16 protein-coding genes and 1 pseudogene are annotated in these 25,662 nt (G+C 69.5%); 7 read left to right on the forward strand and 10 right to left on the reverse strand.

What is annotated here, in order from left to right; translation table 11 throughout:
• Nucleotides 1-14 precede the first annotated feature (14 nt).
• Complete coding sequence (locus ACMYLB_RS10535) at nt 15-806, forward strand: hypothetical protein (protein ID WP_415910872.1); 792 nt, start codon at nt 15-17, stop codon at nt 804-806.
• 128 nt (nt 807-934) lie between these two features.
• On the opposite strand, the gene ACMYLB_RS10540 is transcribed toward ACMYLB_RS10535, so the two are convergent.
• Entirely contained in the window at nt 935-4,021 is a 3,087-nt protein-coding gene (locus tag ACMYLB_RS10540) for a carboxypeptidase-like regulatory domain-containing protein (protein WP_415910873.1), read from the reverse strand.
• Between the two features lie 288 nt (nt 4,022-4,309).
• Here ACMYLB_RS10540 and ACMYLB_RS10545 point away from each other — a divergent pair, with 288 nt between their 5' ends.
• Entirely contained in the window at nt 4,310-6,361 is a 2,052-nt protein-coding gene (locus ACMYLB_RS10545) for a glycoside hydrolase family 2 protein (protein ID WP_415910874.1), read from the forward strand.
• The gene (locus tag ACMYLB_RS10550) at nt 6,358-7,728 is read left to right on the forward strand and encodes a GH1 family beta-glucosidase (RefSeq protein WP_415910875.1); all 1,371 of its coding nucleotides are present in this window, start codon (nt 6,358-6,360) and stop codon (nt 7,726-7,728) included. Before ACMYLB_RS10545 ends, ACMYLB_RS10550 begins: the two co-directional genes overlap by 4 nt.
• Nucleotides 7,729-8,079: 351 nt before the next feature.
• Here the strand turns inward: ACMYLB_RS10550 and ACMYLB_RS10555 are convergent, their stop codons facing one another.
• Nucleotides 8,080-8,277 carry a hypothetical protein gene (locus ACMYLB_RS10555; RefSeq protein ID WP_415910876.1) on the reverse strand — a complete coding sequence of 66 codons (198 nt, stop codon included), beginning with the start codon at nt 8,275-8,277 and terminating at the stop codon, nt 8,080-8,082.
• On the opposite strand from ACMYLB_RS10555, the gene ACMYLB_RS10560 reads away from it, so the two are divergent.
• Nucleotides 8,251-8,550: a DUF1501 domain-containing protein gene (locus tag ACMYLB_RS10560; RefSeq protein ID WP_415910877.1), complete on the forward strand. Its 300-nt coding sequence runs from the start codon at nt 8,251-8,253 to the stop codon at nt 8,548-8,550. The genes ACMYLB_RS10555 and ACMYLB_RS10560 overlap by 27 nt on opposite strands.
• Nucleotides 8,551-8,639: 89 nt before the next feature.
• Nucleotides 8,640-10,070 carry a glycoside hydrolase family 30 protein gene (locus ACMYLB_RS10565; protein ID WP_415910878.1) on the forward strand — a complete coding sequence of 477 codons (1,431 nt, stop codon included), beginning with the start codon at nt 8,640-8,642 and terminating at the stop codon, nt 10,068-10,070.
• Between the two features lie 62 nt (nt 10,071-10,132).
• Here ACMYLB_RS10565 and ACMYLB_RS10570 read toward each other — a convergent pair whose 3' ends face one another.
• The 8 genes and pseudogenes from ACMYLB_RS10570 to ACMYLB_RS10605 form a co-directional block, all read right to left on the reverse strand.
• The gene (locus tag ACMYLB_RS10570; RefSeq protein WP_415910879.1) at nt 10,133-10,765 is read right to left on the reverse strand and encodes a response regulator; all 633 of its coding nucleotides are present in this window, start codon (nt 10,763-10,765) and stop codon (nt 10,133-10,135) included.
• Nucleotides 10,762-12,882 (reverse strand): sensor histidine kinase, encoded by a 2,121-nt coding sequence (locus ACMYLB_RS10575; protein WP_415910880.1) that lies wholly within the window; start codon nt 12,880-12,882, stop codon nt 10,762-10,764. Before ACMYLB_RS10575 ends, ACMYLB_RS10570 begins: the two co-directional genes overlap by 4 nt.
• A gap of 277 nt (nt 12,883-13,159) precedes the next feature.
• Nucleotides 13,160-14,593, reverse strand: coding sequence for an efflux transporter outer membrane subunit (locus ACMYLB_RS10580; protein ID WP_415910881.1), 1,434 nt, complete (start codon nt 14,591-14,593; stop codon nt 13,160-13,162).
• A 19-nt stretch (nt 14,594-14,612) separates the two neighbouring features.
• A pseudogene (locus tag ACMYLB_RS10585) lies at nt 14,613-15,646 on the reverse strand (aldo/keto reductase).
• Nucleotides 15,647-15,672: 26 nt separating this feature from the next.
• Nucleotides 15,673-18,846 (reverse strand): efflux RND transporter permease subunit, encoded by a 3,174-nt coding sequence (locus tag ACMYLB_RS10590; RefSeq protein ID WP_415910882.1) that lies wholly within the window; start codon nt 18,844-18,846, stop codon nt 15,673-15,675.
• An 86-nt stretch (nt 18,847-18,932) separates the two neighbouring features.
• A complete protein-coding gene (locus ACMYLB_RS10595) occupies nt 18,933-20,108 on the reverse strand; it encodes an efflux RND transporter periplasmic adaptor subunit (RefSeq protein ID WP_415910883.1) in 1,176 nt (391 codons plus the stop codon).
• A 28-nt stretch (nt 20,109-20,136) separates the two neighbouring features.
• Nucleotides 20,137-20,496 (reverse strand): thioredoxin, encoded by a 360-nt coding sequence (gene trxA, locus ACMYLB_RS10600; protein WP_415910884.1) that lies wholly within the window; start codon nt 20,494-20,496, stop codon nt 20,137-20,139.
• A 284-nt stretch (nt 20,497-20,780) separates the two neighbouring features.
• The gene (locus ACMYLB_RS10605; RefSeq protein ID WP_415910885.1) at nt 20,781-21,404 is read right to left on the reverse strand and encodes a TetR/AcrR family transcriptional regulator; all 624 of its coding nucleotides are present in this window, start codon (nt 21,402-21,404) and stop codon (nt 20,781-20,783) included.
• A 631-nt stretch (nt 21,405-22,035) separates the two neighbouring features.
• On the opposite strand from ACMYLB_RS10605, the gene ACMYLB_RS10610 reads away from it, so the two are divergent.
• Together ACMYLB_RS10610 and ACMYLB_RS10615 are read left to right on the forward strand one after the other, a co-directional pair.
• Complete coding sequence (locus ACMYLB_RS10610; RefSeq protein WP_415910886.1) at nt 22,036-24,927, forward strand: two-component regulator propeller domain-containing protein; 2,892 nt, start codon at nt 22,036-22,038, stop codon at nt 24,925-24,927.
• A gap of 32 nt (nt 24,928-24,959) precedes the next feature.
• Nucleotides 24,960-25,598, forward strand: coding sequence for a response regulator transcription factor (locus ACMYLB_RS10615; RefSeq protein ID WP_415910887.1), 639 nt, complete (start codon nt 24,960-24,962; stop codon nt 25,596-25,598).
• The last annotated feature ends 64 nt before the right edge of the window (nt 25,599-25,662 follow it).

Here is a 25,662-nt window from a genome sequence, read left to right on the forward strand (position 1 = left end):
GGCCGCCTTCCGAGATGAAACTGCTCTTTTCCGAGGTGCGGCCGAATCATGCCGACTACGTCTACCCGTATGCGATCTGGGCGCTGCCCGAGGCGCACGAGACGCCGGCGGACCTGTTGGCGGCGGGTTTCCTGCCGTCGAACCACGCGCTCGAGCGCTTCTACCTCTGCCGGCAGCTGCGGGTGGACCTGCGGAAGTTCGCGCCCTCGTCGGAGAACCGGCGCGTGCTGCGCAAGGGCGAGGGAATCGCGGCGACGCTCGTGCCGCGGGCGGAGTTCGAGTTCACGGCGGCGCGGCGGGATTTCTGCCTCGCCTACACGCGGGAGAAAATCCCCGGCATGACGCCGGAGCGGCTGGCGTCGCTCTTCGCGAACCCGGTGACGACGCACGTGGTCGTGTTCCGCGAGGCGGACGGGCGCGAGCTCGGCTACGTGACGCTGTATCACGAGCCCGGCCGGATGGCGTTCTACTACTACGCGTTCTACGACCTCGCGGCGCCGCGGCCGAATCTCGGGATCTTCATGATGACCTGGACGGTGCGGATGCTGGCGGAGAGCGGCTGCACGCACGCCTATCTCGGCACCTGCTACTCGGCGGCGGCGCTCTACAAGACGCAGTTCGCGGGCGGGGAGTTCTTCAACGGCTGCGGCTGGTCGGCCTCGCTCGAGGAATTGAAGCACCTGCTGCACCGGCAGGACGACGCGGCGGCGCGCGGGCATTTGCTGGAGTCGGCCGCGTATCGCGAGGCCTTCCTCCCGGAGGGACTCGCGGCGGCGGCGGCGCGCAGCCGCTTTGCCGGCCGCTGAACGGCTGGTCGCGCCCAAGCAAAACGGGCCGGCATTGCTGCCGGCCCGTTGGGAATGGCGACGAACCCCCGCTCGCCACCAGTGCGCGAGATGCTAGCTCGCGCGGGGTTAACCCTAAAGCGTGCGGCTCAGAAGCTGCCCTTGATGCCGAAGGTCCAGTTCGTGCCGTAGTTTTCGTAGCGGAACAGCACGTCGGGATTGCCCGCGCTCTTTTCCATCAGCAGGTGCGGCGTCTCGAAGATGTTGCGGCCGGAGAAGAAAAACTGGAGGCGGTCGTTGATGGTGATCGCGCCGCTGAGGTCGCACTTCACGTTGCGCTTCTGGTAGCGGTTGGCCGCTTGGAAGGGGCCGGAGTCGTCCTGCCAGATGGCGCTGAAGCTCAGGTTCAGGCGGGTGTTGCGATAGCCGAGCGTGCCTTTGAGCGTGTGCGGAATGACGCCGAGGACGACTTGCGCGGGAGGCGTCTCGACGTAGGTGCGCGTGTAGGAAGCGGTCAGCGAGGTGCCCTGCATGATCTTCGGGAGGAAGTTCAGGTATTGCTGGTAGGAGTATTCCATCGAGCTGTAGGTGATCGGCAGCGGCGCGCTGCTGTAGCTGACGAAATCGTAGCCGTCGTAGTTGGGATCGGTGTTGCCGAACTCTTCCGACGTGAGGGTCTTTTGAAGCGTCTTGTTCGTGACCTTATTGCGGCTGGCGACGACCTGGAGGTTGTTCACACCGGTGCTGCCGAAAAAGTAGCTGAGCGAGGCGGCCATCTTCTTCGAGCGCTCGGGAAGGAGGTTCGGGTTGGGCGTGGTGACCTGCAGAGCGTCGTCGTTGATCTGGCGCGTGCCGCTGATCTTGCCGAGGTCGGGGCGGCGGATGGTTTTGCCCCAGCCGATGTCGAAGAGCAAGTTCGGCAGGATGGAGTATTTGGCCGTGGCGCTGGGGAAATAGTCCGCGTAGTCGCCGTGGCGCTGCACGCGCGGGCGCGAGTATTTGTAGTCGATCGCCGAGACGCTGTTGGGCGCGCCGGTGGACGTGACGGGGTAGCCGGCGGCGGCGACATCTTGGTTCGAGTAGGGATCGAGCTCGGTGGAGTCGATCTCGGTGAGCTCGTAGCGCACGCCGCCCTGGAGCGCGAGCTTGCTGAGGCGCGTGTTGCCCATGATGTAGCCGGCGGTGACGGTCTCCTTCACGTCGTAGGTGGGCTGGTTGAGATACGTGCCGGACTCGTAGTTGGCCAGGCTGATGCCCGCGGTGGAGGAGCCGGTGGCGCTGGTGGGCAGCGTGCGGACGAAGTATTCCGGATGGGTGTGGAAGAGTTCGCCGAGGGTGTCGCGGTCGGGGAACGGCGGGGCGCCGCCGCCGCTGAGCGAGGTGAAGACCACGCCGGGCTGGTTGCCGCCGCCGAAGAGAGTGAAGGGCGACGGGTAGTTGGCGAACGAGCCGGTGGTGCCGCCGCCGGGGCCGACGTAGAGCCACTTGTCGGAGTCGTTTGAGTTGCGCGCGAACTGGGCGTTGCGCGAGCGCTTGGCGCCGACCTGGATGAAGGACGGGAGGCGGAAGGGCAGGTTGTAGCGCGCGTTCAGGTCGCCGGACTTGATGTCGATCGTGTTCTGGCGGTTGTCGTCGGAGATGCGCGGATTGGTCTGGAGCGCGAGGTTGGTCCAGTCGGAGCCGCCCGTCTGCGTGATCTTCCAGTCGGCGGAGTCGGCGGCGGAGCGCGTGGCGGTGAAGCCGATGCCGGTGACGTTGTTGACCGTGGTGTTGGCGACGAGCTTGTGCGCGAGGTTGTCGTAGTCGTTGCGCGAGTGCGAGGTGGTGAAGGAACCGTCGACGCGGAGGTTCTCGCGGCGATACTCGAAGCTGGGCGAGAAGGTGAGGGTGTTGGTGAACTTGGCGCCGTTGCCGCCGCCGAACTGGATGCTGCCGGCGTTGGTGGGCGAGGAGCCGTAGGTGAGGACGCCGTCGCCGGGCACGGTGGCGCGGGTGCCGCCGGCGATCATCGTGACCTGGCGATTGTAGAATTGCGCGTGATAGCGGCTGAAGAGGGCGTTGAGCGACAGCGTGAGGTTCGGGGTGGCGCGGAAATCGAATGTCGCGGTGTAGCTGCCGCGGTTGGTCCACTTCGGGCCGTCCTTGAGCAGCACCTGCGTGAGCACCTGCGCGCGCGTGTCGGTGGCGGTCGGCGTGCGGTTGTAGCTGTGATCGACGCGGTATTGCTCGTTGTAGAGATTCGACTCCTGCAGGCTGAGGATGATGCCGAGGCGATTATTGAAGAAGATGTCGGAGTAAGTGGCGTTGAAGTTCGGGCGCCATTTGCGGCCGATGCGGTCGCCGGGTCCGGGCGTCGCGCCGAGGCCGAACTCCTGCGAGTTGAGCACGGTGGAGATCGAGCCGCCGAAGTAGCGGCCCTTGCGGTCGAATGCCTTCTTCGTCTTGAGGTTGATGTTGCCGGCGGGCGCGTTGGCGTCCATCGCGGCGCTGGTGACGCGGTTGATCTCGATCGATTCGATGCTGTTGATCGAGATGCTGTCGAAGCCGAAGGAACGGTTCGCCGTGCCGGAGGCGGAGTTCTCGAAACCGACATATTGGCCGAACGAGTCGGCGCTGGCGATGCTCTTGCCGTCGAGGGTGACGGAGGCGTATTCGGAGCTCATGCCGCCGATGCGCGGGCCGCGGGTGTCGGCCTCGACGTATTCGAGCTCGACGCCGGGGAGGAACTTGAGGAACTCGCCGACGTTGCCCTCGGTGATGTTGCCGAAGGCGTCGGAGGCGACGGAGCGGCTGAGGTTCATCGAGTTCTTCTGGCGCGAGAGGGCCTTGGCGTTGCCGTCCTTCTCCGCCGTGACGGTGAAGGTCTGCAGCTGGACGACGGCCTCGCCGCTCTTGGCCGCGGCGGCCGCGCCGCCGAGCTCGAATTCCTGGTTCGTGGTCTCGCCGGCGACGACGGTTACCTTCTGCGAGACCGGGGGCAGGCCGATGTAGGTGACGGTGACCGTCACCTCGCCGACGGGCACGCGCTGGAGCGAGAAGTAGCCGCTTGTTTCGGACACGACCGAGAGGTCGGTGCCCTCGACGCGCACGGTGGCGTCGCGGGTGTATTCCTTGGTCACCGCGTTGTAGACGTGACCGGTGATCGTGCCGGTGCCGGCGGTTTGAGCGAACGCGGCGATGGTGCACGCGAGCGAGACGAGCGCGACCAGCGCCCGGGTGGGGAGGTGTAGTTTCATGAGGTTGCCAGGGGGGACGATTGAACCGCGACGGAGGCGGGCGCCCGGCTGGCGAGGGGTGCCGAGGGGTGGCCGGGTGCGGGCGGAGAATATCGCGCGCGCCGGCGGGCCGCATCCCTCGTTGGAGGGGTGAGGCGCGCCGCGGCCCGCTCCTCCCTCCAAGGAGGGATGGCGCGGCGCGGTTTGCGCGCTAGACTGCACGCGTGTCATGGCCGAGCGCGTCGCCGCGCCCCGTGGCGCCCTCGCTGTGCCTGCCTTCCTTTTTCCCGGCATCTCCGCCGTCTCCTCGTGTTCGCCCTTCTCCCGCTCGGCGGGACCGTGTCGGCGCAATCGCCCCGGCTGACGCTCGCGCTGGACGCGTGGCAGTTCCGCTTCGGCGAACGGGGCGCGACGCCGACGGCCGCGACGGCCGCGGCCTGGGACGAGGTGCGCGTGCCGCACACCTGGAACGCGCGCGACGGCGCCGACGGCGGTGGCGACTACGTGCGCGGCACCGGCTGGTATGTGCGGCGCTTCACGCTCGGGCCGGAGTGGACGGCCAAGCGCGTGTTCGTGGAATTCGACGGCGCGAGCCGCTCCGCGCGGGTGTTCCTCAACGGCCAGCTCCTCGGCGAGCACGTGGGCGGGTTCGCCCGCTTCCGCTTCGACCTCACGCCGGCGCTGCACCGCGGCGCGGAGAACGTCCTGGCCGTCGCCGTGAGCAACGCGCCCGACGGCGCGGCGCCGATCTCGGCCGACTTCACCTTTTTCGGCGGACTCTACCGCGGCGTGCGGCTGGTCGGCGTCGACGCGCTCCACGTCGAGCTAATGGATCACGCGTCGCCCGGCGTCTACATCACGCCGCAGCGCGTCTCGGCCGAGCACGCGGACGTCGCGGTCGCGGTGCTCGTGCGCAACGACTCCGCGCAGGACGTGTCCGGCGAGGTCGAGGTGGTGCTGCGCGATGCGGCCGGCACGGTCGTCGGCACGCAGCGTCAGCACGGGGATTTTCCCGCCGCGAGCACCACGCGCACCAGCGTGGACTTCGCGCTGGCGCGCCCGCACCTCTGGAACGGCCGGCGCGACCCGCACCAGTATCGCGCGAGCGTGGTCGTGCGCGCCGCCGGCGCGGGGGGCGATGCAGTCGAGCAGCGCTTCGGCATCCGCGCCTTCCGCATCGACGCCGAGCGGGGTTTCCTGCTCAACGGCGAGCCGCTCGACCTGCACGGCGTGAGCCGGCACCAGGATCGCGCGGGCAAGGGCTGGGCGATCAGCGAGGCCGACGAGCGCGAGGATTTCGCGCTCATCCGCGAGCTGGGCGCATCCGCGGTGCGCGTGGCGCACTACCAGCAGTCGCCGCTGTGGTTCGACCTCGCGGACGAGTCCGGACTGCTCGCGTGGGCCGAGGTGCCGGTGGTGAACGAGGTGCCGGCGGGCGCCCGTTACCTCGACAACGCCCGGCAGCAGCTCCGCGAGCTGATCCGCCAGAACTACAACCGCCCCGCGATCATCTGCTGGAGCGTCGGCAACGAGACGCGCGAGGAGGGCGAACGCTCCGGCGGCCCGATCCGGGCCAACGGCGAGGAGTCGGGCCGCGTGATCGCCGCCCTCGCGCAGACGGCCAAGGCCGAGGATCCCACGCGGCCCTCCGTCTACGCCTCGAATCACCCGGCGGAGGACACGCGGAACTTTCTCACCGACGTGACGGCGTTCAATCGCTACTTCGGCTGGTATCACGGCCGCAGCGACGAGATCGGCCCCTGGCTCGACGACGTCCATCGGCGCTACCCGGCGCTGCGCTTCGGCATCAGCGAATACGGCGCCGGCGCGAACCCCACGCAGCACGAGCTGCCCGCGCGCAAGCCGCCGCACGCCGGGCCGTGGCACCCCGAGGAATACCAGAACGACTACCACGAGCGGCACTGGCTCGCGCTGCAGGCCAGGCCGTTCGTCTGGTGCAAGTTCGTCTGGAACATGTTCGATTTCGCGGTCGATGCGCGCCGCGAGGGCGGCACGCCCGGCCTGAACGACAAGGGGCTTGTCAGCTACGATCGCCGGCTGCGCAAGGACGCGTTCTACTGGTATCAAGCCAACTGGAGCGCCGAGCCCGTGCTTCACCTCACCAGCCGCCGCTATCGCGAGCGCCCGGCGGGACGCGGCGAACTGAAGGCCTATTCCAACGCGCCGCGCGTCGAACTCTGGCTCGACGGCCAATCCCTCGGCGTCCGCGAGAGCCGCGACCGGATTTTCCGATGGCCAGTCGACCTCCCCGTCGGCGAACATCGCGTCGTCGCCCGCGCGGGCGACCTCTCCGACGAGATCGTCTTCACCTGCCTGCCGCCCCCGGCCGCCACCCCATGACCAAGCTCACGCTCGGCGCTCCGTCCGCCGCCCGCTCGTTTCCGAAGGATTTCTGCTGGGGCGCCGCCTCCGCCTCCGCGCAGGTCGAGGGCGCCGCCGCCGCGGACGGCAAGGGCGCGTCGATCTGGGACGTGTTCTCCCGCCGGCCGGGCGCGATCAAGCACGGCGACACGCCGGCGGTCGCTTGCGATCATTATCACCGCTACCGCGAGGACGTGGAGCTGATGGCCCGGCTCGGGCTGAAGCACTACCGGCTGTCCATCGCCTGGCCGCGGATCATGCCCGACGGTGTCGGCACGCTGAATCGCCGCGGCCTCGATTTCTATTCGCGGTTGATCGACGCGCTGCTCGAGCGCGGCATCACCCCGTGGGTGACGATGTTTCACTGGGACCTGCCGCAGACGCTCGAGGACAAGGGCGGCTGGCCGACGCGGCAGGTGGTCGATGCGTTCGCCGACTACGCGGACACGATCGTGAAGGCCTACGGTGACCGCGTGAAAAACTGGATCACGCTGAACGAGATCGCGGTCTTCCTCGACAGCGGCTACTCGCTCGGCCGCCACGCGCCGGGGCGCAAGGAGGACTTCGCCACCGTGCACCAGGCGTTCCACCATGCGGTGCTGTGCCACGGCCACGGTGTCCGGGCCGTGCGCGAGCACGGCGGCGCCGGGGCGCGGGTCGGCCTGACCGACAACTCGCGTGCCATCACGCCGATCACCGAGACCACGGCCGACATCGTGGCGGCGCGGGAGGTTTTCAAGCGCACGAACTGCCGCATCCTCGAGCCGATCTTCACCGGCGCCTACGGCCCGGTCTATCAGCAGCAGACGAAGGGCTGGCTGCCGCAGGTCGCGCCGGGCGACATGGCGCTGATTTCCGCGCCGACGGATTTTCTCGGCCTGAACATCTACACGGGCGAGTTCGTGCGCGCGGGTGCCGACGACCAGCCGGAGAGCGTGCCGGTGCCGCCGCACTATCCGGTGGCGGACAGCCCCTGGCTGCGCTGGAACGCCCGCGCGCTCTACTGGGGGCCGCGCCACGCGGTCGAGCTCTTCGGCGCGAAGGCCGTCGTCATCACCGAGAACGGCGCCGGCTACGACGAGGCGCCGCCGGTCAACGGGCAGGTCAACGACCTGCACCGGCTCGAATACATCCGCGCCTGCCTCGGCGAACTGCAGCGCGGCATCCGCGACGGCGTGCCGGTCACCGGCTACTTCGCCTGGTCGCTGATGGACAACTTCGAGTGGGCCGAGGGCTACGAGCGGCGATTCGGACTGGTCTACAACGATTTTCAGACCCAGCAGCGCACGCCGAAGGCGAGCGCGTTGTGGTATCGCGAGGTGATGAACGCCAATGCCCTCGTCTGACCCGGCCCCGCTTTCCCGTCGCGCCTTCGTGCGCTCGCTCGGCGTGGCCGGCGCCGCGCTCGCCGCGGCGCCGTTGCTCCGGGCCCACGCGGACGCGGTGACGCGTGCAGAACGAACGCTGGTGCTGGTCCACCTCGCCGGCGGACACGACGGGCTCAGCACGTTCGTTCCGGGCGATGACGAGGCCTATTTTCGCGCCCGGCCCACGCTCGCCTTGCGGCGGGCGGAGACGCTCCGCCTCGGCGAATCCGTCTGGCTGAATCGTGCCGCGGCCGATCTCGCGCCCTGGTTCGAAGCCGGGGCGATCGCCGTCCTCCCGCAGGTCGGCTGCACCCCGGCGAGTCCGAGCCATTACCGCGCCACGCAGCTGTGGCGGAGCGGCAGCGCACCGGAGGAGGTGGCGGTGGCGCGGTGGACGGAGCTGACCGGGCGTCCGGTCGTCGACCACGGCGGCGCGTTCGAGGGGCGCTGGCGGAGATCGCCGCGCGCGTCCGCACCGTCGCGGCGGGCGAGATCCACCACGTGCGCCTCGACGGCTTCGACACGCATTTCGACCAGCGCACCGCGCACGACGCGGCCATCGCGCGGTTCGCGCGGGGCATCGCGCACTTCCAGCGCCAGCTCGCGCGCGGCGGTGCGGCGGAGCGCGTCCGCGTGGTGGCGTTTTCGGAGTTTGGCCGCGCGCTCGCGGAAAACGAGTTCGGCGGCACGCATCACGGCGGCGGCGGACAGTGCTACCTCATCGGCGCCGGCGTGCGCGGCGGCGTGCACGGCCGGATCGACGCCGCGGCGACGGAGGCGCCGGTCTCCCCCGGCAGGTGATCGCGACCGCCGCCGACTGGCTGGGCGTCGGCGCCTCGCGCGTGCTCGGCGAGGCGATCGCTCCGCTGCCCTTGTCCTCCTGATTTTCTATGCGCTCCCCCACATTGCTCCGTGCGATTGCTGTTCTATCCCTTCTTCCCGCGCCGGCCGCGCTCGCGGCGGGGCCGACCGTTGAGGTCTATCTGACCGCGCAGGAAGGCGGAGCGCGTCTCGCGCGCCAGGCGCCGCTGACCCTGCAGAAGGCCGGCGAGGCCACCGAGAAGACCGCCTACGTGTTCGTCGACCGGGCGAAGCGGTTCCAGACGCTGCTGGGCATCGGCGGCGCGCTGACGGACGCCGCGGCGGAGACCTGGGCCAGGCTGCCGGAGGCGCAGCGCCGCGAGCTGCTGCGCGCGTATTTCGATCCGCGCGACGGCATCGGCTACACGCTCGCGCGGACGAACATCCACTCCTGCGATTTCTCGAGCGGCAGCTACACCTACGTCGCCGAGGGCGACCGCGAGCTGAAGACCTTCTCCGTCGCGCACGACGAACGCTACCGCATCCCGTTCATCAAGGCCGCCCTCGCGGCGGCCGGCGGCCGGCTCACGCTTTACGCCAGCCCCTGGAGTCCGCCCGGCTGGATGAAGAGCAACGGCGAGATGCTGCACGGCGGCACGCTCAAGCCGGAGTTCGCCGCGACCTGGGCGGAATACCTCGCGAAGTTCGTCCAGGCCTACGAGGCGGCGGGCATCCCGGTGTGGGGACTCACGGTGCAGAACGAGCCGATGGCGGTGCAGCGCTGGGAGTCGTGCGTCTTCACCGCCGAGGCGGAACGCGACTTCGTGCGCGACCACCTCGGGCCGACGCTCGCGCGCCGCGGGCTGGGCGACCGCAAGCTCATCGTCTGGGACCACAACCGCACGCTGATGTATGACCGCGCCCGCGTGATGCTCGAGGATCCCGCGGCGGCGAAGTTCGTCTGGGGCGTCGGCTTCCATTGGTATGTGAACGACTCCTTCGAGAACGTGAAGCGCGTGCAGGAGGCGTTCCCGCAGACGCACCTGCTGCTCACCGAGGCGTGCCTTTATCCGTGGGACCGCGCGAAGATGACCGAGTGGCACTGGGGCGAGCGCTACGGCACCTCCATCCTGCGCGACCTGAACAACGGGGCCGAGGGCTGGACCGACTGGAACATCCTGCTCGACGAGACGGGCGGACCGAACCACGTGCAGAACTTCTGCTACGCGCCCGTGCACGCGGACACGCGCACGGGCGAGCTGCTCTGGATGAATTCGTTCTACTACATCGGCCACTTCTCGAAGTTCATCCGCCCCGGCGCGCGGCGCGTGATCGCGGCGCCCACGACCGACGAGATCGAGAGCACGGCGTTCGTGAACCCCGACGGCAGCACCGCCGTGGTGGTGCTCAACACCGGGGAGAAGGCTCAGCCCTTCGCCCTCAACCTCGGCGCGGACGGCGTCGCCTCCACGACGATCCCGGCGCACGCGATCATGACGCTGGTCGTGCCGGCGAAGTAGGGCCGAGCTCGCGGGGACGCTCGCTCTGCGGAGCCGGTCGATGCCGGCTCCGTCTGACGGCTTCACTTCAGCCGAATGATGCCGCGCTGGAGGGCGGCGGTGACGGCCTGCGTGCGGTCGGCGACGCGGAGCTTCGCCAGGATGCTCTTCAGGTGGTCCTTGGTCGTGTATTCGGAGATGCCGAGACGGTCGGCGATTTCCTTGTTCGCCAGCCCGGCGGCGAGCGCGTTCAGCACCTCGATCTCGCGCGGCGTCACCTGCTCGTAGAGCTGGCGGGACTTCAGGCGTGAGGCGACGTCCTGCGGGATCCAGCGGCGCCCGGCCGCCACGGCGTGGATCGCGGGGATCAGCTCCTTGTCGGTCGCGCTTTTCAGGACGTAGCCGCGCGCGCCCGCCTGGAGGGCGTTGTGGATCTCCTCGTCGCCGTCGAAGGCGGAGAGCATGAGCACGCGCGCGTCGGGTGCGCGCTGCCGGATCTGGCGCAGGGCGTCGGGCCCGCTCTTCACCGGCATGCGCACGTCCATCAGCACGAGCTCGGGGCGCAGCTGCTCGAAGAGGGCGACCGCCTTGTCGCCGTCGTCGGCCTCGCCGACGACGCGCAGGCCGGGCTCGGTGTTGATGAGCGCGACGAGGCCCATCCGGACGATGAAGTGGTCGTCGGCGACGAGGATGCGGATTTCGGGAGTGGCGCTCACAGCACGTTGTCCTCCGCGCGCGGGAGGGAGTCGTAGGGGATGGTGACCTGCACGGTCGTGCCTTCGCCGGGCGGTCCGCTGAGGTCGAGGCGCGCGCCGACGCGCTTGGCGCGCTCGTGCATGCCCAGGAGCCCGAAATGGCGCTCGCGGTCCGCGCTCATGCGGTCGGTGGCGAGTCCGCTGCCGTTGTCCTTGACGAGGAGCGTCGCATGGTCGGCGGCGAAGGTGAGGCGGACGACGGCGAGCGTCGCGCCCGAGTGCTTGATCACGTTGGTCAGGGCCTCCTGCGTGATGCGGAGCAGGTTTTCCTCCACGATTTCGGGCAGGCGGCGGCGCTCGCCGACCGTCTCGCACTCGACGGCGACCGCGCCGCCGGCGGCGACCTGGCGGCAGGTGATGGCGAGCGCCTCCGAGAGGTCGAACTGCTCGAGTTCGCGCGAACGCAGCGCCCAGATCGACTGGCGCAGCTCGAGCTGGCTTTGGCGGACGAAATCGCGGGCGAGCTCCAGCGGCGACTTCGCCTCGGCCGGCCGGTTCGGCAGCAGGCGCGCGGCGGTGTCGAGCTGGAGGGCGATGCCGGTCAGGGTCTGCTCGAGGCCGTCGTGCAGCTCGCGGGCCAGGCGCGTGCGCTCGCTGAGCACGGCGCGGAATTCGACCTCGGCCGCCTTGCGCGCGCCCATCTCGACCTTCAGCTGCTCGGTGCGCTCCTTCACGCGCTGTTCCAGCAGGTCGTGCGCCTGCTGGAGCTCGTGCTGGGCCTGCTCGCGCGCGGCGATGGCGGCGCTGAGCATGGCGTTCTTGTTCGCCATGGTGAGCAGCCAGGCGATGGCGCCGACGAGCACGACGGAGATGGTGAAGAAGCCGACGATCATGCGCTCGGCGGTGAACCAGCTCGGGTTCTCCAGGATGCGGACGCTGGTCGGGGTGGGGAGAAGCAGGTTCAGCGTGCGCATCTTGCCGTCGTCGCCCGTGTCGTATTTCGCCACGCCGGCGACCTCGACCAGCGCGCCGAGCGGCACGAGGGTGAGGGCGGAGGATTCCTGCGGCGTCTCGCCCTCGGCGGTGAAGGTCGCGTCGGCATTCTGGATCGTGCACAGGACGCGCGAGCCGGAGAACGGCCCGGCCTCGCGCTGGACCGGGCGCACGCTGCGCGCGAGCAGCCGTCCGCGCAGGCGGATGAACTCCGCCGGGTGCAGGCCGTCGCGCAGCTCCTCGAACGGCACGGCGCGCGGCTCCGGCGGCGCCTCGTTGCCCTCGACGGGGCGCAGCACGGCATCCTTGAGCACGGGCTGGTAATCGACGAATTCGATGAAGCCGACCGCCTCGACCAGGCGCCCCAGCGGCACGCGGGTGGGCTGCGGCGTCTGGATCTGTAGCGCGCCGGTGCCGTCCTGGACGAAGAGATCGAGGCCGATCCGCTGCAGCGTGACGGCGCCGCGGACGTGGAGGCGCTCGCCGAGAGTGGCGTCGGCGCGGTAGCGCGCGATGTCGCGGATGGCCACGATCGGCTGGGCGAAGGGCGGGTGCGTCTCGGCCTGCTCGACAAAGAAATCCTCCGCCGTCGGAACGAAGAGGTTCACCGCCGTCAGCTGGCGGATGGCGGCGTTGAACGACATCGTGACGGTGCCGCGCACGCGGACCTTGGCCGCGATCAGCGATTGCGGATCGACCTGCGGGGGCAGCTTGGGGAACACCCGCACGCGGTAGGCGCCGAGCGAGACGTCGACCTCGAGCTTGCGCGTGGCGGTCACGCCGACGGAGCGGACGACGCCGGAGATCTCGACGCGCTGGCAGTCCTCGACGCCGGCCATCAGGCGTTCGATGCTGACCTGCCGAGCGGGCGGCAGGGTGGCGACGCCGAGGCGGGCGATGCGGTTCGCCCGCACCACGGGGGCGAAGGCGCCGGGGCGGCTGACGCCGGTGACCTCGATCACCTCGCCGATCGCCGGCTGGGCGCCGACATGACTGATATAGACGCCGCCGCTGGCGTCCTGGAGGGTGAACTTGCCGTTCCAGTCCGGCTCGGCCGCGGTGACGACGCCGCGGATCGACACCGGGAGCTCGCGCCGCGCCGTGTCCGGCGAGAGCGCCAGCACCTCGGCGGCCGTGCGCAGCAAGTCCGACGGCGCGCTCTGCGCCGCGGTGGGGAGAACCGCGAGCGACGCCAGGCACAGGGAAATCGCGCCGCGGAGGCGGCGGAGGACGCGTCGGAGGGTGGGGGCGGCAGCGATGCGCCCTATGCAACGCCCGCCACCGCGGTTTCCAAGATTTCTTTGTCCCCCTCGAAAGAGGGATGCGGCCCGCGCCGCCTACGCGCGGGCGCCGTCGTCGAAGAAGACGACGACCACGAGGGCGGCGAGAACGATGGAGGCGGTGATCATGGAAGCGGGGGATTCAGGGCGCCGGGGAGTGGAGGGCGAGCGCCACGGGGCGCGTCCAGCCGCCGCCGAGGGCCTTGATGAGGCCGACGGTGTTGAGCAGGCGCTGGGCGGTCAGCTGCGTGGCGCCCCGCTCGGCGGCGAGCACGGTGCGCTGGGCGTCGATCACCTCGAAGTAGGCGACGTAGCCCGCGTCGTAGCGCGTCTGCGCCAGTTCGCCGGCGCGCCGGGCCGCGGCGACCGCGCGTTCCTGCGCGTCCGCCTGGTCGGCGAGCAGCTGGGTGGCGGTGAGACCGTCCTGCACCTCGCGGAAGGCGACGAGCACGCGCTGGCGGAAGAGGGCGACGCTCTCGTCGTAGGCGGCGCGGCTGCGCGCGAGGTTGGCGCGGTTGCGGCCGCCCTGGAAGATCGGCAGGTAGAGGCTCGGGCCGATGGACCACAGGCTCGAGTCGCTCTGGAACAGCCGGTCGAGGTCGCCGCTGGCGGTGCCGAAGGAGCCGGTCAGCGAGAGCGCGGGGAAGAACGCGGCCTGGGCCACGCCGATGCGGGCGTTCGCGGCGGCGAGCGTGGCCTCGGCGGCGGCGATGTCCGGGCGGCGCTCGAGCAGCTCGCTCGGGATCCCGGCGGGAACGGCCGGGATGGACGGAGCTGCGGAGAGCCGAGAGCTGAGAGTTGAGAGCTGGAAGTCCGGTGCGGCTGCGCCGAGGAGGACGGCAAGGGCGTTTTGCAGGGCGGCGCGGCGGTTCGCGAGGGCGGAGGTTTCGGCCTCGGTGGCGGCGAGTTCGGTCTCCGCGCGGGCGACGTCGAAGTCCGTCGCGGCGCCGCCCTCGCGGCGCGAGTTGACCAGCTGCAACGCCCGGCGGCGCAGGGCCACGCCGTCGGCCAGGAGCGCCGCCTCGCGATCGACGGCCCGCAGCGAGAAATAGGTCGTGGCGACCTCCGCGGTCAGCGCGAGCCGGACGTTGGCGTAGTCGGCGGCGCTGGCGGCGGCGTCCGCGCGGGCGGACTCGTTCAGCCGCCGCACGCGGCCGAAGAGGTCGAGCTCCCACGCGGCGTCGAGCACGCCGCGGTAGGTCGTGGTCTCGGCGACGGGGAACTTGTTGTCCGTCGTCTCCGAGGTGCGCGCGCGTTCGAGCGAGGGGCGGGCGCCGACGGACGGGAAGTAGCCGCTGCGGGCGGCGCCGGCGGCGGCGCGGGCCTGCTCGACGCGCGCGGCGGCGGCGGCGAGGTTCTGGTTGGCGTGCAGCGCGCGGGTCTCGAGCTCGGCGAGGACCGGATCGTCGAACAGCGTCCACCAGTCGTCGCGCGGCAGCGCGGCGGTGGGAGCGGCGGCGACCTTCCACGCGAGGGCGGAGGGCAGCGCGGGGCGCTGATAGTCGGGGCCCACCGCCGCGGCGAGCGCGGTGGCGAGCGGGAGTGCGAGGGAGAACGGGAGAAGGAAGGATTTCATGGCGTGGAGAGGCCGCGGCTCAGACCGGCGCGGGATTGCGCTCCGAGAAATGGCTGCGTTGGTGGAAGTAGGGGAGGGCAGGGGGACGGCGCTGGCGGCATCGAGCGCGGCGATCTGCGCCGGCGTGAGCTGCCAGCCGACCGCGCCGAGGTTCTGCCGCAGCTGCTCCTCGTTGCGGGCGCCGATGATCACGCTCGCGACGGTGGGCCGCTGGAGCAGCCAGTTCAGGGCGATCTGCGGCACGGTCTTGCCCGTTTCCGCCGCGACGGCGTCGAGGGCGTCGACGACCTTGTAGAGATGCTCGTCGGCCACGGGCGGTCCGAGGTCGACCACGAGCTGGGAGTTCAGCCGGCTGACGGCGGGGCGGGGCTGGTGGCGGCGGATCTTGCCCGTCAGGCGGCCCCAGCCGAGGGGGCTCCAGACGATGGTGCCGACGCCCTGGTCGAGTGCGAGCGGCATCAGCTCCCACTCGTAGCTGCGTTCGAGCAGCGAATAATACGACTGGTGGGCGACGTAGCGCTCGAAGCCGCGGCGCTCCGAGACCGCGAGCGACTTCATCAGGTGCCAGGCGGAGAAGTTCGAGCAGCCGATGTAGCGGATCTTGCCTGCGCGCACCAACCCGTCGAGCGTCGCCAGCGCCTCCTCGATCGGAGTCTGCGCGTCGAAGGCGTGCAGTTGGAAAACGTCGATGTAGTCCGTGCCGAGGCGGCGCAGGCTGGCGTCGACCGAGCGCAGCAGGTGGTGGCGCGACGAGCCGACGTCGTTCGGCCCGGTGCCGAAGCGGAAGGTGGCCTTGGTGGAGATCAGCACGGCATCGCGCCGGCCGGCGATGGCGCGGCCGAGGATTTCCTCGGAGCGTCCGTCCGAGTAGACGTCCGCCGTGTCGAAGAAGTTGACGCCGGCCTCGAGGCAGATGTCGACGAGGCGCGTCGCCGCGGCGACGTCGCTGGCGCCCCATGCGCCGAAGAACTCATTGGTGCCGCCGAAGGTGGCGGTGCCGAAGCTCAGCACCGGCACCTTGAGGCCCGAATGGCCCAGTAGTCTGTGTTCCATGGTGGGAGGAGTTGAGGGTGGAGAGATCAGGCGTGCTCCGGCGTGGCGACGGCCGGCGCGGCGGCCGCGGGCTGGCGGACGCCGAGTTTCTCGAGCACGGCGTAGAACACCGGGGTGAGGAAGAGGCCGAAGATCGTGACGCCGATCATGCCGGCGAACACGGCGACGCCCATCGCGCGGCGCATCTCGGCGCCGGCGCCGTGGCTGACCACGAGCGGGAAGACGCCGGCGATGAACGCGATCGAGGTCATGAGGATCGGGCGCAGGCGGAGGCGCGACGCCTCGACCGCGGCCTCGACGACGCCCTTGCCCTCCTCGCGCAGCTTCACCGCGAACTCGACGATCAGGATCGCGTTCTTGGCCGCGAGGCCGATGAGCACGATCAGGCCGATCTGGGTGAAGACGTTGTTCTCGCCGCGCGTCAGCCAGAGGCCGACGAAGGCCGAGAGCAGCGCCATCGGGACGATGAGGATGACCGCGAACGGCAGGCGGAAGCTCTCGTATTGCGCCGCGAGCACGAGGAAGACCAAAAAGATGCTCAGCGGGAAGATGTAGACCGCGGTGTTGCCCGCGATGATCTTCTGGTAGACGAGCTCGGTCCAGTCGAGGACCATGCCCTTGGGCAGGGTCTCGGCGGCGAGCTTTTCGATCGCGGCCTCGGCCTGGCCGGAGCTATAGCCCGGCGCGGGCGCGCCGTTGATCTCGGCGGCGGGATAGCCGTTGTAACGCATGACGCGATCGGGGCCGTAGGTCTCGCGGATCTTCACCAGCGAGCCGAGCGGCACGAGCTGGCCGGCGGCGTTGCGGGTCTTGAGGCGCAGGATGTCGTCGGGCCGGTCGCGGAATTCCGCGTCGGCCTGCGCGACGACCTGGTAGGTGCGGCCGAAGCGGTTGAAATCGTTCACGTAGAGCGAGCCGAGGTTGATCTGCATCGTCTCGAAGACGTTTTGGAGCGGCACGCCCTGGGCCTTGGCCTTGGCGCGGTCGATGTCGGCGTCGAGCTGCGGCGTGTTGATGGTGAAGCTGGAGAACAGGCCGGTGAGCCCGGGCGTCTGCCAGCCCTTGGCGATCAGGCCCTGGGTGGCGCCGTAGAGGGCGTCGAGGCCGTTGTCGCCGCGGTCCTCGACGTAGAGCTTGAAGCCGCCGATGGTGCCGAGGCCCTGGACGGGCGGCGGCGGGAAGATGGCGATGTAGGCGTCCTCGATCGCGCCGAACTCCTTCTGCAGCTGCTGCGCGATGGCCTGGCCGGCGAGCTCCTTGGTCTCGCGCTGGTCGAAGGGCTTGAGCGCGACGAAGACGATGCCGCTGTTCGGCGAATTGGTGAAGCCGTTGATCGAGAGGCCGGGGAAGGCGATGGCGTTGGCCACGCCCGGGTGCTTGAGCGCGATGTCGCCCATGCGGCGGATGACGGCGTCGGTGCGCTCGAGCGAGGCGGCGGCGGGCAGCTGGGCGAAGGCGACGAGGTATTGCTTGTCCTGCGTCGGCACGAAGCCCGTCGGCGTGCTCTTGAACAGCGCGCCGGTGAGCACGAGCAGGCCCGCGTAGACGACGAGCGCGATGACGGAGACGCGCAACAGGCGCGCGACGCCGGCGGAATACTTCTCGGCGGCCCAGGCGAAGAAGCGGTTGAACGGACGGAAGAACCAGCCGAAGGCGAAATCCATCGCGCGCGTCAGCCGGTCCTTGGGCGCGTGGTGGTCCTTGAGCAGGAGCGCGCTGAGGGCGGGGGAGAGCGTGAGCGAGTTGAAGGCCGAGATGACCGTCGAGATGGCGATGGTCATGGCGAACTGCTTGTAGAACTGGCCGGTCAGGCCGCTGATGAAGGCGGTCGGGATGAACACCGCCGAGAGCACGAGCGCGGTGGCGATGATCGGGCCGGTGACCTCGCGCATGGCCTGGCGCGTGGCCTCGAAGGGCGACTTGCCCAGGGCGATGTTGCGCTCGACGTTCTCGACCACGACGATGGCGTCGTCGACCACGATGCCGATCGCCAGCACGAGGCCGAAGAGCGAGAGGGCGTTGATGGAGAAGCCGAGGCCGTGCATCACCGCGAAGGTGCCGACGAGCGAGACCGGCACGGCGGCGAGCGGGATGATCGAGGCGCGCCAGGTCTGGAGGAAGAGGATGACCACGAGCACGACGAGCACGATGGCCTCGAAGAGGGTGTGGACCACGGCCTCGATCGAGCTGCGCACGAAGACCGTCGGGTCGTAGACGATGTCGTATTTCAGGCCCTCGGGGAAATTCTTCGCCAGCTCCTTCATCGTGGCGCGCACGGCGTCGGAGGTGGCGATGGCGTTGGAGCCCGGGAGCTGGGCGATGGGCAGCGCGACGGCGGCCTGGTTGTTGAGCAGCGAGCGCAGGGCGTAGGCGTTGGCGCCGAGCTCGACGCGGGCGACATCGCGCAGCTGCACGCGTTCGCCGGCCGGGCCGGACTTCACGATGATGGCGCCGAACTCCTCCTCGGTGGTGAGGCGGCCCTGGGTGTTGATCAGCAGCTCGGTGTCGACCGGGCGCGAGTTCGGCTGCTGGCCGACGGCGCCGGCGGCAACCTGGACGTTCTGTTCGCGGATGGCCGCGACGACGTCGGAGGCGGTGAGGCCCTTGGCGGCGACCTTGTTGGGGTCGAGCCAGACGCGCATGGCGTAGTCGCCCGAGCCGAAGACGCGCACCTCGCCCACGCCGTTGAGGCGCGCGAGGACGTCGCGGACCTGGAGCGTGGCGTAGTTGCGCACGTAGATGTTGTCGTAGCGGCCGTCGGGCGAGAAGAGGTGCACGACCATGAGCAGGTCGGGCGAGGCCTTGGCGGTGGTGACGCCGATGCGGCGGACGTCCTCGGGGAGTTTCGGCAGGACCTGCGAGACGCGGTTCTGCACCTGCACCTGCGCGTTATCGAGGTCGGTGCCGATGGCGAAGGTGATGGTGAGGGTCATCACGCCGTCGCTGGTGGCCTGCGAGAACATGTAGAGCGAGTGCTCGACGCCGTTGATCGCCTGCTCGAGCGGCGCGGCGACGGTCTCGGAGATCGTTTTCGGATTCGCGCCGGGATAGCTGGCGCGGACGACGACCGTCGGCGGCACGACCTCGGGATACTCGCTGATCGGCAGGCGGAACATCGAGATGAGGCCGACGAGGAAGACGACGATCGAGAGGACGCCGGCGAGGATCGGTCGCTTGATGAAATAGTCGGAGAAGTTCATGGGCGGGTGCGGGCTTTCGGGTAAGGCGGTGGCCGGGAGGGCCGCGCGGACGCGGCCCTTGCGAGGCGGGAGGAGATGGGCGGGGGTTAGCGGAGGGCCGCGATCTTGTCGCCGCCGGTCGCGGCGGCCTGGGCGACGGCCGGCGGTTCCGGGGCCACGGTCATGCCGGGGCGGACGCGCTGGAGGCCGTTGACGATGATGGTGTCGCCGGGCTGGAGGCCCTCGCGGACGACGCGCTTGCCGTCGACGACCGACCCGAGCTTCACCGTGCGGTAGGCGACGGTGTTGTTGTGGTCGACGGCGAGGACGAACTTCTGGCTCTGGTCCGTGCCGATGGCGCGCTCGCTGATGAGCAGGGCCGGCGCGGGCGCGCTGACCGGGATACGCACGCGGGCGAAGAGGCCGGGGATCAGGGCGCCGTCGGGATTCGGGAACACGAGGCGCAGCGCGAGCGAGCCGGTGGCGGGATTGACACGGTTGTCGGCGGACTCGAGGTAACCGTGGCGCGGGAAGTCGCGCTCGTCGGACAGCTGCAGGTCGACCGGGACGCGGCCAGCGCGGGTGAGGATGCGGCCCTCGCGGGCAAGGCGGTTGAACTTGAGCAGCGTGGCCTCGTCGACGTCGGCGTAGACGTAGGCGTCGCCCACGCTGACGATCGTGGTCAGCAGCGTGGCGTTGCCCGGCGAGCCGGAAACGAGGTTGCCGGCGGTGACGAAGGCGCGGGAGACGCGGCCGGCGATCGGGGCGCGGACTTCCGTGTGCTCGAGGTCGAGCTTGGCGGTCTCGAGCGCGGCGCGGGCCTCGGCGGCGGCGGCGCGGCGGGCCTCGACCTCCTCGCTGGAGATGGCGGCGGCGGCGAGGAGCTTCTCGGCGCGCGCGGCTTCGCGGGCGGCGACTTCGGCACGCGCGGTGGCGAGATCGAACTGCGCGCGATACCAGCGCGGATCGATGCGGAAGAGCACGTCACCCTTGTTCACGAGCTGGCCGGCCTGGAATTCGACGGCCTCGAGGTGACCGGAGACGCGGGCGCGGAGCTCGACGGTCTCGGTGGCGTCGACGTGGCCGGTGAGTTCCTCGAACTCGGTGACGAGCTGCTGCTCAACGGGTGCGACCGTCACCTTGGGGGCGGGAGGCGCGACGGCGGCCGCGGTGGGCGCCGCGTGGCTGGACGAGGTGACGGTGTAGATGCCGAGGCCGATGGCGAGGGCGCCGGCGGTGAGGAGCAAGGGACGTTTCAAGCGGGTGGAAGCGTGGGTGGTCATGGGAGAAGCGTGGACAGGCAAGGGAGGTTCAGGCGGAGCGATGCGTCGCGATGGCGGCATCGAGGTGGGTGAGGATTTCGGCCTTCGGGCGGACGCCGACGAGCGTCGACACGACGCGGCGGTCGCGAAAGATCAGCAGCGTCGGAATGGAGCGGATGCCGTGGTGCGCCGCCGGCTCCGGGTGGGCGTCGACATCGATCTTGGCGATGACGGCCTGGCCGGCGCGTTCGTGGGCGATTGCCTGGAGCACGGGCGCGATGGCCTTGCACGGGCCGCACCACGAGGCCCAGAAGTCCACGAGCACGGGTTGGTGTTCGGAGGCGTCGAGGACTTCGGAGGCGAACGAGGCGCTCGTCAGGGAGACGGGTTGGGCGAGGAGGGTGTTCATGGCGTGGAAGCGGGATTCAATCGTGGTGGCGGGTGAGCGGGGCTTGCAGGCGATCGAGAAGGAACGGATCCCAGAGGACACCGCTTGCCGGCGCGGGAAAGCGCGGACGGACTTCGCGCGTCGCTCGTTGCAAGGTGGAGGTGGATGAGCTGGTCATGGCTTGGCGAAGGGAAGACGGGCGGAAGGAGGAAATCTTACGCTTCATTTTGCGTGGAATAGTTGACTGGTTAGCTAGTTTGCGGGGGCAAAAAAGCGCATGGCCGCGGAGGCGATGCGCGCGTGTTTTAGGAATGGGGAAGGGTGGTCGTGGAGGCTTTGGCGCCGAGCAAGCGAAGGCCCATCTCCGGCAGGGCACGGGCGACTTCGGGGTCGTTCATGATGCGGCACTGGCAGACGATGCCCTCGATGAGACCGGCCAGCGCGGTGGCCTTTTCGGCCGGGTCGCACGGCTCGATCACACCCTCGGCCAAGGCGTCGCGGATGGCGGACTCGTAGTAGCGGCGCTTGCGGTTGAGAATCTCACGGATCTTGCCGTTCAGGTCGGCCTCGTGCGTCGAGGTCTCCGAGCCGACCGAGACAATCGGGCAGCCGAGCACCTTGCCGTGCTCTTGTTTGACGGCGACTTGCTTGTGGTAAACGGAGTCGAGGTAATTCGTGATGCGGGCGAGCGGCTCGAGCGAGGGCGAGAAGCGTTCGTCCATCGTGGGCTTCCAGTTCTGGAGCCACATGCGCTCCAGGGCGGCGACGGCGAGTTCGGCCTTCGAGCTGAAGAAATAGTAGAAACTGCCTTTCTTCACGTTCGCGCGCTGGCAGATATCGTCGATCGTGACGCCGCCGTAGCTCTCTTCCCAGATGAGGTCGAGAGCGGCGTCCATCAAGCGCTCGGCGGCGTCAGAGGTTCTGCCCATGACCAGCACAGATAGTTGACTAAACGGTCAAGTCAAGCGCCGACCTGCGGAATTTTTGAAATGCAGGAGTAGTCCGAGATAGAAGCGCTGCCGGAGGGGGCGTTTTTTGATTTTCGACGAAGCGCGGTTGCGGCCGGTCCTTGGGAGAGGATTGGTGCGATTCGGGTCGCGGCGGCGCGCTGCGAATGCAAAGCCAAATCGTGGGAGCGCGACCCAGCTTCGCGCGCGCAGGGCGTCGTCCACGCCATGCATCCGCCCGCCCGCGCGAATGCGGCTCGTTTCGATGCACGGCATACGGAGGGCGGTTGAGCGAACCAAGCGACACTGGGCGGCGAGGATTTGCGGACGGTATTCGCAGGCGCGAAGAGGCTTCATGTCGCATACGGACCCAAGGTGTCGCGCTTGCGATTCATGGCCCCCGTCCTGGGGTGAAGAGCTTTGACGAGACGGATTTTCCTTGCGGGATTGCGGGGCCGTTGGCCGTGAAGTGGCCGCGGTGTCACCCCTTTCATCCCCTGCCGTGAAGAAACTATCGTGCCTCTGCCGATGTGCAGTCGCTTGGTTTGCGCTCAAGAGCGTTCTCCTGACGTGCGCGGCGGGAAAGGCGGCTTCGTGGAATGCGAAGGACGCGGTGCACTACTCGTTCGACAGTTATGGCGTCGAACTCGGGCTCCCCGGGACAGTGGTCACGGCCGCGCTGCAGACCCGTGATGGCTACGTGTGGGTGGCGACGCCCTCGGGGCTCGCGCGGTTCGACGGGAATCGCTTTGTCGGTTTCTACTCCGCCAGCACCCCCGGTCTGCCGGGCGATTTGATTCACTGCCTGCACGAAGATCGCCGCGGCGTCCTGTGGATCGGCACGGACAAGGGGCTGGTGTGTTTCGCCGAGGGACGGTTCACGCGCGCCGGTCTGGACGGAGTGCCGGTGCGGGCGCTCGCCGAGGCGCCGTCGGGAAAACTCTGGGTCGGCACGTGGGAACGGGGACTGTATTTCGTTCGCGGCGATCACGCGCCCGAGCCCTTCATTCCGGAGAAATTGCCCCCGGCCTTGCGGGTCCGCGCCTTGTTCGTCGATTCGCACGAGGAAATCTGGATCGCGCCGGAGCGAAGCCGCGGATTGCTGCGGGTGGGCCGCGATGGCGTGCTCCACCATCTGGATGGCGAGGGCGGAGCGCTGGGCGAGGTCCTGACGATCTGCGAGTCCTCGCCGGGCACCCTGTGGTTTGGGACGAAGCGCGACGGCCTTTTTCGATTCAAGGACGATCAGCTGGAGCGCTGTGCGGAATCCACGGGCGCCGGCACCGCGCCGATCTACGAGGTCCGCGCGACGCGGGCGGGCGGACTTTGGCTGGCGGCGGGTGTCTTGAAATACGCCGCCTCGGCGGAACAGCCGGTTTTCCAGGCGGTGCCCGGCCTGCCGAATCGCAACGTGCAGGCGACCTGCGAGGACACCGAGAACGGACTCTGGCTGTGCGCGGGGGCGGAAGGGCTCACGCGCATGCGCGAACTGCCGTATCAACTCCTGTCGGTCCGGCAGGGTCTGCCGACGGACAACATCAAGAATGTGGCGGAGGACCCGCTGGGCGGCTTGTGGCTGGCGACGCAGGAATCGGGCGTGGTGCACGTGGATGCCGCGGGCGCGGTGAAGAGGCAGCGCGGGAAGGCGGGCCTGCCCGAAGGCGAGACGGCCGTGGTCTACGCTGCGCACGACGGCAGCGTCTGGGCCGGGATCAGCTCGCACTTGTGGGTGCGCCGCGACGGCGAGTGGCATCAGCATCCGGAGATGCGTTTCGTGCGCGGGCTCTACGAGGATCGCCGGGGCGCCATGTGGGTCGGCACCGAGTCGGACGGACTGTTTCGCGTCACGCAGGGGAGCTTCACCGAAATCAAGACGACCGAGGGCGCGCACGTCCCGCTGGCCACCTCGTTCGCCGAGACGGCGGACGGCGCGCTGATCGTCGGCACCTGGCGCTCCGGCATCTGGCGGGTCGATCCCGGCGAATCGGTCGCGCGCGACTGCCTGCAGGGCTTTCCGGCCACCGAGGTGCGGGCGGTGCATGTCGACCGGGAAGGCCGGATCTGGGCGGGCATCAACCAGCGCGGGCTCATCGTCTGGGACCACGCGCGTTGGTGGAATCCGCCGACGTCGAACCAGGCGCTGGGCGGCAGCGTGTCGGCGATCCTCGAGGAGGAGTCCGGCCGGCTGTGGCTGGGCACGCTCGCCGGCGTGTTGTGGGCGCAGAAGGAGGAGCTCCTGGCGTGGATGCGCGCGCCCGCCTCGGCGCCTCCGGTCCATGCCATGCCGGTGGGCGACGAGACGGGAATCATCCCGGTGTGGTCGGGCGCGCAGCCGGTGGCGTTGCGGGCGAGCGAAGGCGACCTGCTTTTCGCCACGCGGCGCGGTGTGCTGGCCATCGATCCCCGGCGCGTCGTCCTCAACCAGGTGGCGCCCCCGGTCCACCTGGAGGGAGTGTTCGTCGACCGGCATTCCGTCGAGGCGCGCGACGCGGTGCGTCTGCCTCCCGGGACGCGATCGCTCGCCATCGACTACACCGCGCCGAGTTTCGTCCAGGCGGGCCGGGTGCTTTTTCGCTACAAGCTCGAGGGCTACGATGCGGACTGGGTCGACGCCGGGACGCGCCGCGCCGCCTTCTACGGCAGCCTGCCCGCGGGCCGATACCTGTTCCGTGTTTCCGCCTGCAACAGCGACGGCGTCTGGAACGAGGCCGGCGCCCGGTTGGCGATCGTGCAGTTGCCGTATTTCTACGAGACGGCGTGGTTCGCCTGGCTGCTGGCGGCCGCGGTGGCAGCCGCGGCGTGGGCCCTGTATCGCTGGTCCAATCGCCAGCTGCGGCTGAAGCTCGAGCGCCTGGAGCGGGAACGCGCGATGGAGAACGAGCGCCGCCGCATCGCGCAGGACCTGCATGACGATCTCGGGGCGAGCTTGACCGAGCTGGGGCTGTTCGCGGAGGCGAACCGGCGCGCCGGGCCGGCCGCGGAGCAACCGGCGCTCGCCTATCTTTCGCAGCGCGCCCGCGCGCTGGTCACCTCGCTCGACGCGATCGTCTGGGCGGTGAATCCCGCCAACGATTCGCTCGATCACCTCGTCGCTTACGTCGGGGAGCTGTTCCAGGAGCTTTTCCGGGCGAGCGCGATTCGCCCGCGCCTGGACATCGCGCCGGGCATACCCCGCCTGCCGCTGCGCGCCGAGGAACGGTCCGACATCTTCCTCACGACCAAGGAGGCGATGAACAACATCCTGAAGCATTCCGGCGCGACCGAGGCGATCCTGCGGGTGCAGATGCACGGCCGCGAGCTGCGGATAACGCTGCAGGACGATGGCCGGGGTTTCGACCTCCATGCGGCCGCGGCGGCCAGCGGCAACGGATTGTCGAATATGCGGACGCGAATCGAGCGCGCGCGCGGGCGGCTCGCGTGGCGGACCGCGCCGGGGGAGGGGACGGAGATTACGATTGTCGTCTCCTTCGATGATCGGAAAGAACTGCCCGCGTCGCCGGAGTAGGCGGCCATCGCCACCCTCGTCCTCTGTCTCGCATGAACCCCATCACCGTCGCCATCGTCGAGGACAACGCCGCCGTCTGCGCGTCGCTGGAGAAGATGATCAACGCTTCCGAGCGATGCCGTTGCGTCTGCACCTGCCGCAACGGCGGCCAGGCGTTGCAGCTCATCCCCAAGCACCGGCCGGACGTGGCGATCATGGACATCAATCTGCCGGACCTGACCGGCATCGAGTGCACGGCGCGCCTGAAGCGGCAGCTGCCGCAGACGCAGTTTCTGGTGCTCACGGTCTACAACGACAGCCAGCAGATCTTCTCGGCCCTCGAGGCGGGCGCCAGCGGCTACCTCCTCAAGCGTTCCCTGCCGGAGGCGATCGTGCAGGCGGTGTGCGATGTGCACGCCGGCGGATCGCCGATGAGCGCGGAGATCGCGCGCAAGGTGGTGCAGTCGTTCCAGCGGCCGAAGGCGTCCGCGAGCGAGATCGAGGCGCTGTCTCCGCGGGAGATGGAGATTCTGCAGCTCGTCACGGAAGGGCTCACGACCAAGGAAATCGCGGACCGCTCCGGCGTGAGCTACACGACCATCTGCACGCATCTCGGTCACATCTACGAGAAGCTGCACGTGCATTCGCGCACGGCGGCGGCGGCGAAATATCTCCAGGCCGAGAAGCGGTGATGTGAGGCGGCGAGCGCGACCGGATCGCCTCGCGTTGCGTGGAGATTGGACCGGGCGGCGATGA

Origin of the sequence: Oleiharenicola sp. Vm1, assembly GCF_047777955.1 — a bacterium.
GTDB lineage: Bacteria > Verrucomicrobiota > Verrucomicrobiia > Opitutales > Opitutaceae > Didemnitutus.